Source organism: Paenibacillus endophyticus (assembly GCF_014192395.1).
Lineage (GTDB): Bacteria > Bacillota > Bacilli > Paenibacillales > Paenibacillaceae > Pristimantibacillus > Pristimantibacillus endophyticus.
The window spans coordinates 48,776-60,976 of record NZ_JACHXW010000001.1 but is presented as its reverse complement, the minus strand read 5'-3'; the positions used below and the strand labels follow the sequence as shown (position 1 = coordinate 60,976).

The following is a 12,201-nucleotide window of genomic DNA, read 5'->3' as shown; positions in this document are numbered from 1 at the left end:
CAGTGAACAATGAAATGAAGGACAAGTATCAGCTTTCGCCTATCTTGCTTTACTTTCTCCTGTTCGTGAGCATAATCGATCTAGGAATTCTGTCCTACCAAAAGACCATATTACATTTCGCGGGCTACAACGCCTGGATTTCTGTCTTCATCACCGGAATAGGCGTTCATGTAATCGTGTGGATGATCTATCGCATCCTCTCGTCCTTCAAAAACGAAGCAATGGACGTTATCGATGTGAATCGCATTTGCTTTGGATTGATTATCGGAAAGATATTCGATGCGATGATCATTTTTTATTTCTTTTACGGAGCCTTTTTGATGTTCAGAGGTTATCTCTCCATCGTCCAAGTATGGTTATTTCCGGGCATGCCAATCTGGCCGGTAAGCTTGGTATTGATCATTTTAATATACTATACCGTGACTGGAGGCATTCGGACTATAAATGGCCTGAGCTTCTGGGGGATGCTTGCTGTCATTGCTTGTGTGCTTCCGTTACTCTTCATGCTAACGAAATACCTTCATCCTCTTAATTTGAAGCCGCTGTTGAATCACTCCGTAACCGAGATTATGTTGTCTTCCAAAAGCATGGTCTTTCAATTTTTGGGAGTCGAGTCACTGCTCATGATTTATCCTTTTATTCAGTCACCTGCAAAGTCGCAGAAGTGGGCTCACTTTGCTGTGTTAACCTCTACCGCCTTATACGTTTTGCTGCTTGCGATTACGTTTATGTTCTACAGTGAAAACGAATTGAAATTGCTCGTATGGCCCACCCTTCATATGTATATGATTCTCCATGTCCAATTTTTCCAACGGTTAGAGCATGTGGCCGTCTCTATCCTCTGTATCACGATCATTGCCAACCTATCGCTGAGCTTATGGATGGCAAGCCGTGCGGCAAGGAGAAGCTTTAGCATTAAGCAGCATCGCAGCATCTTGGTGTTTCTCTTTGCGTTTCTCCTTGGTGCTGTTTTTATCAAAGATTATGATAACTTAATGGCGTTTATAGATCCTTATTCGGCAACCGGATTTTATCTTTTATTTGGATACATCCCTATTTTGTTTGTTATGATGCAATTCAAAAAAAACCGCAACAAGCCGTAATACCGTTAATTCAATGATTTGGCGTCTTCCGCGACACGCCTACTATCGTTCTTTAGGAAGTCGGATAGCAATCTTCGGTAAATGTTTCAATTGACTATTAGGTTTTAATTGATATAATAAAAATGAACGGTCTGTCTTTTTTATAAATGGAGTAACCTTTTTCAATAATAGCTATTCGGATTTCGCAAGCAATCAACGTTTCATCATCTAAGGAGGAATTAATAATGAGTAAAGTATGGTTCATTACAGGCACATCAACGGGATTCGGCCGACAATTTGTGGAGCAGCTGCTTCAAGCAGGCGATAAGGTTGTTGCTACCGCTCGTACGATAGAAGCCATTGCCGATTTCAAAGCGTTGTCTCCTGACCATGTTCACATTGCGGCACTGGATGTCACGAACAAGGATCAAATCAAGTCAGCCGTTCAAGAAGCTGTTGACCGATTCGGAACAATCGATATTGTCGTCAATAATGCAGGTTATGGGCTCTATGGGATGATGGAAGAATACACGGATGAGCAGATCAGAAAACAATTTGATGTAAACGTGTTTGGTGCATTAGATGTTATCCGTGCAACCCTTCCTACATTCAAGAAACAAAACTCAGGGCATTACATCAATATTTCATCCTTTTTTGGCACATGGGCCATGCCGCCATTCAGTATCTATGCGGCATCCAAATTTGCCGTAGAAGGATTCTCGGAAGCAATGTCCATTGAGCTTGCAGGCTTCGGCATAAAGACTACAATCGTTGAACCGGCCGTATTCGCAACCGACTTCTTGGGACATTCGCTGCAGCACACCGATCGGAAACCCGAATATGATCCGGTGTACAAAGCCTATGACAATGGCATTTCTTCCATGAAAATAGGTGATCCGATCAAAGCGGTGAAGACGATTATCGAAATGGTTAATAGCGAGAATCCACCTCTTCATTTCCCTGTCGGTTCCTTCGCATCCCACAGTATCCGGAACGCTTTTACCAAAAGAATCGAGGAAATTAACGCTTGGGAAGCATTATCGAAGGACGCTGATGAGCAGGATTAAAAAAAATACTGGTGGAAGACTGAAAGCAAAACAACCGCATCGGCTGAAGCCGAAACGGTTGTTTTTGCTTTCCTTAGTTTGAATCAGTCAAGCAGGTTGCCGGCTGTTCCATCGTATTTGCGAGTAGTGTTTCTAATGAAATATCATGATTATTGCCTATGTTTTCGGAAAATCCTCTATATCCGAATCCCTTGCCAATACGCAATGATTGTTTTTTACGAACCAACCGTTTATTGTTAAAATAAAATGAACGTTTAGTCTCGAATGGAGGGAACGAAGATTCGGAAAGGTGAAAAAACAAAGCAGTCTGTCATCGAAAAGACTGCTCTATTGCTGAACCGTCAAGGCTATTTGACAACCTCTTTAGCCGAAATTACCGATGCAACGGGATTGCAAAAAGGTGGGTTATACAACCATTTCAAAGATAAAGAAGAGCTTTTGATCGAATCATTCAAATATTGCTGCACGCTTGTGGATGAGCGTATTAAGGAAACGCTCGATGCGGAACAGACTCCCGTTAACCAACTGCTCGCATTCGTTGAATTTTATTTCGGTTTGGATTTCCCTGGCGGATGTCCGATCGCGAACGCCGCTGTCGAAGCGGATTCAGCTTCAGCTCCTCTCTTTCAGCAGGCGCAAGAAGCGATGAATCGGTTACTGGACTTGCTTGAAGGAATCGTTAAAAAGGGCATCCAACTAAACGAAATTCGGCCTCTTGCCGATTCTAAAGAGGCGGCTTTGTATATCCTTTCCACTGTGGAAGGAGCACTTCTCATGCGAAAGCTCTTTCCTGCAAGCTCGTCCATAACCGTAGTTAGAGACCAGCTTTTCCAATATATAAATGAAGATTTAAAGCAAGCATAGATGCAGATGCAGTTTAACCAAACCAAAAAGGAGCATGTACGCAATAGTTCTCACGCACATGCTCCATTCGCGGCAGCATCATCAGTATCTATATCAGGATACGCAATCTAAAGAAAAACGTCGTTGCCATAGTCCGTCGAAAGCTTTTTGCCCAGCTCTGTCGATAGCCATAAGACGGATTCGATCGGACTTTGGGTAACGGAGAGGCGAGAAATCATTCCATCATCATTTTTAGTCATTGCGATCATGCCATGCAATGCAAGCCCACCTAGCAATTCAGCATCGTATTCAATAAACTCACGGTTGTCCAATGAGTCATGAAAGCTGCGAGACAGGGATGTATAGTAGGAAACCACTGTTTGTATGATATGAATGACGGATGCCCTTCCCGCGATGCTTCCCTTTAGAAAGGTAGACGTAAGTATAACATCGTCGGCAAGGAGATCAAGAAAGGCCGGGCGATTATTGGTATTCATAGGGTTCTCCTTGTCTGAGTAAATGAGGGCTGCTATGATGAACGGCATCGACAAGCGATAGATCAATGCTAATTCATGCTTTTTGGAAAAATTCGATCCATTCCTCCTCGGGTCCATATATGAAAAAGTAGCGAATTCCGCTTGGCATCGATGCAATCTCTTCATTAATAAACGCTACGCCAAGTTGCTTGATCCGGTTCCATTCATCTTCGATATTGTCAACGGAGAAGGCGACGTGATGTATTTTGCCTTCGGACGGCAATTGATCCTTAAGGCCTTGAATCATTTCAATTACGGTCTCATCCTCCAATCCATACCCTAGGAAAGCTACCTCTAGCCCACCCGCATGTTCGCTTCTCTCCTTCACTTTGAGCCCAGCCACTTCCGTATAGAACCGAATGGATGCGTTTATATCCTTTACCATAATCCCAACATGATCAATTTTTCTAGTCATATGAATTCCTCCTGTGAATCGTTGATGTTGTTTTCAGAGCAGCGCACTATATCGAGAAAACTTCTTTTGTTTGTAAAAAGCGTATTTGTATGCGGTCTTGTCCACTTTTGGCCAATCGATTTGGGATGTCCGATGTCTCCGTATAGATAGGCGGATGATGGGCTGCCTTATAGTGGATCGGAATGAGCGTCTTAGCTCCTAGAATCTCCGCAGCCGTAACTGCTTGCTCAGGCGTTAAGCAGATTGGCTGATCGCTGGGTGGTGTGACTCCCGGGAATTGTGTTACGGCTCCGTTAACAGGCAGGCATGCGACATCAAACTTGCCGAACGCCTTTACAAACTTCCACCAGTAGCCGTGCCATAATGTATCGCCTGCATGAATAATTTGCTTGCCGCCACCGCGTACAATCCAAGACACCTGCGGATCACCCGAGCCGTCCACTGCATGAGCTGCAAGGAATGTAAATGGGCCAATGGTGCAGGGTACGCCGATTGCAAGGCCAGTTACGCGGGTCAATCCGCTGCTAACCGCTATATCGACGATTTCCTCGGTGACGAATACCGGAACGTCAGAACCATAAGCCGCAATAATCGCTCGTGGATCAAAATGATCAGGATGTTGATGCGTGATCAGCACGGCAGCGGCTGGCCCATATGCTTCTAAATGAAAAAACGACTCATGCGGCTCGCCTAGCTTTTCAGGAAAATGGTAAAGCGGATCGATCGCAATAGCCGTACTTTCTAATTCAACTCGAATGCCAGCCCAAGGAAGCTTCTGAATATTCATAATCGCAATCCCTCTCCCTCTATTTAGCCCTATTGATGCTATTCTCGTCAGTTCTATCCATATGCTTTTTTACAAAATAATAGGCATGTAACCATCCTTCATAAATTGGGAAAAGGATAAATGGCCGCCATTCCCTTCGCTTCCGACCAGTTGAACCCCTGCCTGCCGAACCTCTTCCACCACATCAAAAGCTCCCGCGCAAGCACCACAGCCTCCCTTGATGATGCCTGTCTTCATCACTTGCTTATATAAAGGATTGAGAAGGTGATCCGGCTTCGTGAATTCGTTAGGCCACTGCGTTCCTGCTCCGTCAAAATAGATCTCAACTTCCATCCCTGCCTCATGCAGCTCTTGGCCGTACAATAGTCCATGCATCGCTTTCCCCATGTCTTGCTGATTGGCTTGTATGATAATCAAATATTTATTAGTGCTCATATGAATGCCTCCCTATAATGATTTATGATCTAAAGCTGTAACAATCCATTCCGTTCGTTCTGAGTTAACCGCTCACCTCCTTTCATGTGCGTGCACCGCTTCGCCTCACGGATTGTAGGGAGACAATTCTGTATCCTCCCAATGCATTTCAGCAGCGTTATTTAATTGAACAACTTCTTCCGCGACAAATTGCACGAGTCGTTCTGCACCTCGGAACTGTGCTGATTCCTCCTCATCCCAAATGATTTCAGCCTTGCCGGTCAGATGAAGCGAATGACCATGTTCGTAGTCTATAAACAATAGGCCCGAAGCAGGGTTCGAATAAATATTGCCCAGCGTGTTATACATCGAATTGCCGTAATAGTCTGGAAACCTGATCGTCTTCGCATCGATCACCTGCAGAAACCCAGGATTACCTCCGCGGTGCGAGGCATCCATTTCTCCGCTTTCGCTCACGCTGCCAATGTAGAACGTATCCGATTGGGCGATCCACTCGCGTTGCTGCTGACTCAGTTCACTGCTTCGATGCATCGATTTTAGTTGCCTATGGGCATCTGAATCCGCTCGAAGCGATCTTTTTTGAATATATTTAGGACAATTCCCATAAACCTGATGAGCAGTCACTTTCAGTTTTCCCTGCTCGACATGGGCTGTTCCGTTGATTCGAAGCCTAATTCTTCTTTTCGTATCGATGATGAGCATCCCTATTTGTTCCTGGTTTAGCCACATGGAACCAAAAGGATCGTCCACAATAATGATTTCATCATGGATCACCATTGTATGCTCATCCATTACCTCGGCAAAGCCTGCTTCTCCAGTCAAAAATGTCACCCAAACGTTTCCTTTGCGATCCGCGGATGACAAAACCGCGAACTGTTGCGATTTGAGAAACTGGATGATTCCATTGGAAAATTGATTGCTGATCATTTTTGCGTTCTGGTCAGCAATCTTCCCTTCACCCGTTCGTTTTTGTACGTACAGCTCGCCCTCATGATACACGTCCATCATGCTGTCTACCTCCAATCAGAACCAGAATGTCGGATACTTGCGTTTCTTATCCATATTGTTAATAAGCAAAGCCATCACTACGATAAGCACGGATCCGATCAATACGGGCGTAAGCAAAAAAGTCCAGCTGCTGCCGCTTAGAATAACAACCAACGGATCTGCCCCTGCAGGCGGATGCGTGGTTTTACTGAGCATCATCAAGCCAATCGACAAGCCTACAGCTGCTGCCATTACCCAGATGCTTTGTCCAAAGAAATGTAAGCAAAGCAGCCCAACTAACGTTGAAATAACATGCCCTCCGATAATGTTGCGCGGCTGAGACAAAGGTGCATCCCATAGCCCGAACGCTAGAACACAGGTTGCGCCAAAAGGAGCCATCATCCACGCACTTGCTGTCAGCTCGGATAATAATGCTAATACTGCAATTGCGGTAAAGCCGCCAATCGCTCCGATCAGCGCATTTCTCGGAACGACCTTTAAAGGACTCCTGCCTTTGCTTCTCATCTTCAACCAAAACCCAGCTTCATCCACCTTATTCAATGTGTCCACCACCATATATACATTTAACTAGTTAACTAGTTATATAACTTTTTTAAAGCATTGTCAATCATCTTTTCGTTTATCTTTCACTTAACCCATTTGGATTATGTGTAAATCAAGGTTATAATATAACTAGTCAACCATGAAATGAGGTGTCTAGTATGGAAGAAAATCAATATATCCTTCAGGCTAATCCCCATTTAACCTTTAATGTAAATACGCAAATCAAAGAGCAGCTCAAATGGCTAATCGGAATTGGACAAATGGAAGCTGGCGATTTGCTTCCTTCAGCAAGTCAATTAGCGGATGAGCTCGAGCTTAATCGGAATACAGTCAACTGGGTATATACCCAGCTGCGTAATGAAGGCCTTGTAACCATGCAAAAGGGCTTCGGGACACAGATCACCGGCGGAGTTGAAACCAAGCAGCTTATGGAGCAGCGTAAACCGATGCAGCAGCTTTTGAACGCGACCATGAAAGAGGCTTCCGCCTTGGGATTTGATTTGCAAGCTTTTTTTATGGCGGGCCTCGCTTACTCTTTGCTGCAGCCTCCTAACCCAGTCGGCAAGCTTCGCATTTTACTTGTGGAATGCAGCGGACATGATCATCCTTTTTATCGCCAGCATATTGAACGGGCAACCGAGGGTGAAGTCGAGACTTTTTTTCTGAATGATAGTTCCACGACTGATGAAAGCGTAAGAGAAGCGGCACTTCGCTGCGATGTAATCGTTACAACGATGAACCACGCCGAAGAAGCCAAAGCTCTATTTGCCAGCTTTGACAGTAAGGTTATTGTGATTGGAGCAACGATTGAAACGTCTCTGCTGCTTGATATCGCCAAGTTGAAGCAGGATACGCATGTCGCGTTTGTGTGTTTGGGGAAAATAGGAGGAGAATGGATGGCCAATCGTGTTCGAGAAGCCGGAATTAACCAGCTTCACTTTGAGACGATGGGATTGAATGAGCATGAGCGCCTGAATGAGGCGGTCCCTAGTTTGGACAAAATATATGCATCTGCCGCCGTATTTCAGGAACTGCAGCAAATGTTTCCCGAGAAAACAGAGCTGTTCCCAATGAAATTAGAAGAGAGCAGTAAAAACTTATTACAGGAGCTCGCAATGCATCCTGACGTAAAAGGTGGGCGAGCATAGCCTCCTATCAATACCTGAACAAACGCTGCGCATACCATTTGTATTAGAAGGATCTACATTAATGCGAGTAGCTGCACCCGCGAACGGGGTTATAAAGCCTGATACGCTCCTCTAAGCCTTGCAGGTTTATCCTTTCACTTTCCTAGCGCAAGAGGAGCCTATCATCCAAGGACGGGTCGAACTCATCTTTTTCGATTTGCATTTGAGTGCTGGAATCGGTTATATACGGAAAAACGCCTCAGACGTCGCTGTCGTTGCTGCCGCAACCTCCTCCTCTGATTTGCCCATGCATCGCGCTACTGCTTGAAGAATATGAGGCAAGAATGCAGGTTCGTTCCGACCGTCCTGCGGTTTCTCCTTCATGTCTCGCGGAGTCAGAAAAGGCGCATCCGTCTCGATCATGAGTCGGTCCAGCGGAATCATACGGACAAGGTCCCGCAAATGCCTGCCTCTTCGCTCGTCGCAAATCCAGCCAGTGATACCAATGTGGAAGCCCATTTCAAGATACGCCTTAAGCTCTGATTCCGTCCCTGTAAAACAGTGGACAACCGCCTTTTTCACCGCATGTTCCTTAAGCATCGCCGAAAAATCCGCAAATGCCTCCCGTTCATGCAGAAAAAGCGGCATATCCAGCTCAAGCGCCAACCGGATTTGTTCGGTGAACCAGCTGCGCTGCACGTCACGGGGCGAGAAATCCCGGTTATAGTCCAGACCGCATTCCCCGATCGCCACTACTTGCGGCAAGGCTGCCAATTCTTTTAATTTGGACATCGTTTCTTCGTTGCAGCTCTTTGCATCATGAGGGTGAATACCCGCGGTACTATACAGATTCCCCTTATAACGTGATATAAAGCGAGCTGCTTCCATACTGTTTCTAAGGCTTGTACCCGTAATGACAAGCGGGGTAACGTTGTTTGCGACTGCCCTTTGGACAACCTGGTCCCGATCCTGCCGAAATGAACGATGCATCAAATTAACGCCAATATCTATAATTCGCTCACTCATGATTCTCGCTCTCCTTCTCCTGAGGGTGCCATACAGAGCAGCTTTCCGACGGAACATGATCTGCCAGCCACACCTCATTACCCGCGTAATAGAAAGTGACCCCTAGCTGCGCGGCACTTAACGTATCCACCTTCAAAATAATCAGCTCGCCTCTGCGGCTGCCGGCTAATGTTGCAAAATCGGTGCCTTCCGACAAATGAACATACTGTCTGCCCATCGATCTTAATCCTTCTATCAGGATAGATGGCAGAGCCTTCTTATTCGTTCCGTGATACAAAACGGCTGGCTGCTCGCCAGGCGCATAGCTGATTTTATTATGGCTGTGCCCGTATCTCGCTCTTATGCGCCCGTTCTTTATTTCAAACCGCTGCTTCTCCGAGTTCCGTACGACCTGCTCTATATCTTCCTGCTTAACCCATGACCACTCTGACTCGGCATGAATAGTTTCAAGCAGATCATTCACTGTACATGAGCCGTCCTCAGAATCCAGGACAAGACCGAACTCCTCTGGCGTATGCCGCAGCAGCTTAGTCATCCATTTGCTTAACCTTTTTTCTATGGTTTGATCTAACATCACTTTCACATCGCTTCCTAATCCTTCTTTTCCTTCTTTTCCTTCTTTTCCTTCTTTTCCCTTGACTGCATTATAACCAATCTGAATGCTGCGGGCTGGGAATTTTCAATTATAATCAAATACTTCGGATTCCCAATCTCCAATCGCCGCTGAAATGAGCAAACGACTTCATAAAAAAACAGCTAAATCAACGCCGAAGCGGATTAGCTGTTTTGTTCAGTGCTATTTAACAATGATAGGCTGTCCCAACAATTTGATTAGGCTGCCGAATTCCAGCTCATCAAACTTTCGAACGACTGTTTCCGTGTCCATGTTCCACAAGCATTCTAGCAATTCGCATGCTACGGGCGCATTGAGTTGTATCGTCGCCAAATCGCGTGAGAGATGAAGCATGTCCAAATCCGCTTCAATTTTGGCACGGATCGTCTTGGATACAGATTCCAAATTAGCAAGCAAGCCTTCAATGGAACCATGCTCTTGAATGAGCTTATGCGCTGTTTTCTCGCCGATCCCTTTGACGCCGGGATAATTATCGCTCGTATCGCCCATCAAGCCTTTAATATCAATGATCTGAATCGGCGTCAGCTGGCGTTCCTCCATTAAGCTCACCGGTGTATACACCATATAGTTGCCAATTCCTTTTTTCATGATAGCAACGGAGACACGATCATCAACTAGCTGCAGCATATCATGATCCCCGGTTACGACAAATATATGCGCTTGATCTTTAAGCGCAGCCGCCAACGTGCCGATACAATCATCCGCTTCATAACCCGCAATGCCAATGTTCGGCACGTTAAAGCTTGCCACAACATCCTTCACGAGATCGAATTGTGGAATCAAGTCTTCCGGAGCTGCAGGTCGGTTCGATTTGTAGCCATCATATTGCTCCGTTCGGAAAGTCGTGCTTCCCATATCCCAGCAGCATACGACATGTGTAGGATTAAAGGTATGAATAGCATCCATGAAATAACGTACAAAGCCGTGCACCGCATTCACCGGTACGCCCGTGCTCGTCCTGCGAATGCTTCCTCCGAATGATGTAGCGAAATATGCCCGAAATAAAATTGCCATGCCGTCAACTAACAGCAGCCGTTGCTCACTCATGATTTTAAACCCTCTCTCTCACTATTGCTTGCTACTACCTTTTATGCCCACGAATAAAGTTTCCAATCCTTCTCGCCGCTTCTTTCAGACGCTCCTCATTCTCCACAAGCGCAATTCGCACGTATCCTTCGCCTTCGGAGCCGAAAGCTTCGCCCGGAACGACGACCACTCCGGTCTGCTTCAGCATTTCCTGGGAAATTCGCCGTGAGTTCCAATGCTCATCCTGTACCCACTGCATAGGCGGCAGCGGCGCCCAAATAAACATCGTAGCTTTGGGAGCGGCAACTTCCCAGCCCTCTTCACGCAGCGCTTCCAGAAACACGTCGCGGCGACGCTCGTATAGCTTGCCTGCCTTCGGCTGGTCTGGACTCTCGATTGCTTCACGCAATGCAACGATACCCGCTTCCTGAATAGGATCAAATACGCCGTAATCGATATTCGCTTTCAGCTCGCGAAGAGCCCCGACGGCTGCCGCGTTGCCAGCCAAGAACCCGATGCGGCAGCCAGCCATATTGAAGCTTTTGGACAAGGAATGGAACTCTACAGCCTGCTCGATTGCCCCCGGTACCTCCAATATGCTGGGCGGCTCGCAGCCGTCGAAGCCCATTTCGGAATAGGCCAAATCATGCACAACCAATACCCCATGCTGACGGGCTTTGTTAATGAGCTGCTCAAAAAAAGAAAGGTCCGCGACAGCAGAGATCGGATTGTTCGGATAATTCAACAAAATAAAAGAAGCTTTGTCCCAATCCTCATCCGGGATCGCTGCTAAGTCAGGCATGAAGCCATTCTCTTCCCTTAATGGCATAAGCTTCGCTTCCACCCCTGCTAGCGCAAGCGAAGCTGCATAAATCGGATAACCCGGGTCAGGCAGCAGCGCCATATCGCCTGGATCGCAAAGTGCCATGGCGAGATGGGCCAGCCCATCCTGAGAGCCGAGAAGGGTAACGATATCGCTCCCTGCATCAAGCTCAACGTTGAATCGATGCTTCATCCAAGCCGCGGCTTGCTGGCGAAAGGGCAGTCCGCTCTTCGTTGCCGGATAGGCATACATATCCGAGCGTAAAACCGCTTCGCTTAGAGCTTGCTTAACGGCTGGCGAAGGTGGCTGATCCGGACTGCCGATACCAAGATCTATAATATCTAGCCCGCTCTCCGCAGCGGCAAGCTTCCAAGCCGCGACCTCTGCAAAGATCGACGATCCCAGCTGTGACAGACGGTTTGATCGCCATTTGATTTCCGACATTGTCCATTCACCCTTTTCTAGTATTCCAAGCTTGTTCATATTGCTCTTCCTTGTAGCCAACCGTGACCTTTTCCCCATCCGTCACGATAGGACGCTTGATGAGCATGCCGTTCGAAGCGAGCAGCGCATATTGGTCATCCGCTGACATAGCCGCCAGCTTGTCCTTCAGTCCTAATTCCCGGTAGACATCGCCAGAAGTGTTAAAAAACTTTTTGAGCTCCAGCCCGCTGTTGGCTACAAGTACTTTCAACTCGTCTGCCGAAGGCGTATCCTCGACAATATGGCGTGTCACAACGTCATTTCCTTTATTTTGCAGCGATTTCAACGCCGCTTTGCATGTGCTGCATTTGGGATATTGAATAATGGTTAATGGCTTTGACATTCTGTTGAATCCTCCAATATGGA

The 12,201-nt window shown here is 46.5% G+C and carries 15 protein-coding genes; 4 read left to right on the top strand and 11 right to left on the bottom strand.

Annotated features, from left to right (window positions below):
* Positions 1 to 2 precede the first annotated feature (2 nt).
* The 3 genes from FHS16_RS00250 to FHS16_RS00240 all read left to right on the top strand — a co-directional run bounded on the left by FHS16_RS00250 (position 3) and on the right by FHS16_RS00240 (position 3,013).
* Positions 3 to 1,103 (top strand): GerAB/ArcD/ProY family transporter, encoded by a 1,101-nt coding sequence (locus tag FHS16_RS00250; RefSeq protein ID WP_183557238.1) that lies wholly within the window; start codon positions 3 to 5, stop codon positions 1,101 to 1,103.
* Positions 1,104 to 1,327: 224 nt separating this feature from the next.
* Positions 1,328 to 2,149, top strand: coding sequence for an oxidoreductase (locus FHS16_RS00245; RefSeq protein WP_183557235.1), 822 nt, complete (start codon positions 1,328 to 1,330; stop codon positions 2,147 to 2,149).
* A gap of 264 nt (positions 2,150 to 2,413) precedes the next feature.
* On the top strand, positions 2,414 to 3,013 hold the full coding sequence (locus tag FHS16_RS00240; RefSeq protein WP_183557232.1) for a TetR/AcrR family transcriptional regulator: 600 nt from the start codon (positions 2,414 to 2,416) through the stop codon (positions 3,011 to 3,013).
* 107 nt (positions 3,014 to 3,120) lie between these two features.
* Here the strand turns inward: FHS16_RS00240 and FHS16_RS00235 are convergent, their stop codons facing one another.
* From FHS16_RS00235 to FHS16_RS00210, 6 genes are all read right to left on the bottom strand, one after another.
* Positions 3,121 to 3,489, bottom strand: coding sequence for a hypothetical protein (locus tag FHS16_RS00235; protein WP_183557229.1), 369 nt, complete (start codon positions 3,487 to 3,489; stop codon positions 3,121 to 3,123).
* A 73-nt stretch (positions 3,490 to 3,562) separates the two neighbouring features.
* Positions 3,563 to 3,943 (bottom strand): VOC family protein, encoded by a 381-nt coding sequence (locus FHS16_RS00230; protein ID WP_183557226.1) that lies wholly within the window; start codon positions 3,941 to 3,943, stop codon positions 3,563 to 3,565.
* A gap of 46 nt (positions 3,944 to 3,989) precedes the next feature.
* A complete protein-coding gene (locus tag FHS16_RS00225) occupies positions 3,990 to 4,730 on the bottom strand; it encodes an MBL fold metallo-hydrolase (protein WP_183557223.1) in 741 nt (246 codons plus the stop codon).
* 69 nt (positions 4,731 to 4,799) lie between these two features.
* Complete coding sequence (locus FHS16_RS00220) at positions 4,800 to 5,165, bottom strand: hypothetical protein (RefSeq protein ID WP_183557220.1); 366 nt, start codon at positions 5,163 to 5,165, stop codon at positions 4,800 to 4,802.
* Positions 5,166 to 5,270: 105 nt separating this feature from the next.
* Positions 5,271 to 6,173: a pyridoxamine 5'-phosphate oxidase family protein gene (locus tag FHS16_RS00215; RefSeq protein WP_183557216.1), complete on the bottom strand. Its 903-nt coding sequence runs from the start codon at positions 6,171 to 6,173 to the stop codon at positions 5,271 to 5,273.
* A gap of 15 nt (positions 6,174 to 6,188) precedes the next feature.
* Positions 6,189 to 6,728, bottom strand: coding sequence for an HPP family protein (locus FHS16_RS00210; RefSeq protein ID WP_183557213.1), 540 nt, complete (start codon positions 6,726 to 6,728; stop codon positions 6,189 to 6,191).
* A gap of 146 nt (positions 6,729 to 6,874) precedes the next feature.
* Here FHS16_RS00210 and FHS16_RS00205 point away from each other — a divergent pair, with 146 nt between their 5' ends.
* Positions 6,875 to 7,864, top strand: coding sequence for a GntR family transcriptional regulator (locus tag FHS16_RS00205; protein WP_183557210.1), 990 nt, complete (start codon positions 6,875 to 6,877; stop codon positions 7,862 to 7,864).
* Between the two features lie 219 nt (positions 7,865 to 8,083).
* On the opposite strand, the gene FHS16_RS00200 is transcribed toward FHS16_RS00205, so the two are convergent.
* The 5 genes from FHS16_RS00200 to FHS16_RS00180 all read right to left on the bottom strand — a co-directional run bounded on the left by FHS16_RS00200 (position 8,084) and on the right by FHS16_RS00180 (position 12,178).
* Entirely contained in the window at positions 8,084 to 8,869 is a 786-nt protein-coding gene (locus FHS16_RS00200) for a TatD family hydrolase (protein WP_183557207.1), read from the bottom strand.
* Positions 8,862 to 9,443 (bottom strand): RNA 2'-phosphotransferase, encoded by a 582-nt coding sequence (locus FHS16_RS00195; protein ID WP_183558444.1) that lies wholly within the window; start codon positions 9,441 to 9,443, stop codon positions 8,862 to 8,864. The genes FHS16_RS00200 and FHS16_RS00195 overlap by 8 nt, the downstream gene beginning before the upstream one ends.
* Before the next feature lie 222 nt (positions 9,444 to 9,665).
* Complete coding sequence (locus FHS16_RS00190) at positions 9,666 to 10,550, bottom strand: 5'-3' exonuclease (protein ID WP_183557204.1); 885 nt, start codon at positions 10,548 to 10,550, stop codon at positions 9,666 to 9,668.
* Positions 10,551 to 10,584: 34 nt separating this feature from the next.
* Positions 10,585 to 11,835 (bottom strand): aminotransferase class I/II-fold pyridoxal phosphate-dependent enzyme, encoded by a 1,251-nt coding sequence (locus tag FHS16_RS00185; RefSeq protein ID WP_376769639.1) that lies wholly within the window; start codon positions 11,833 to 11,835, stop codon positions 10,585 to 10,587.
* On the bottom strand, positions 11,804 to 12,178 hold the full coding sequence (locus FHS16_RS00180) for an arsenate reductase family protein (RefSeq protein WP_183557201.1): 375 nt from the start codon (positions 12,176 to 12,178) through the stop codon (positions 11,804 to 11,806). The genes FHS16_RS00185 and FHS16_RS00180 overlap by 32 nt, the downstream gene beginning before the upstream one ends.
* Positions 12,179 to 12,201: the final 23 nt, after the last annotated feature.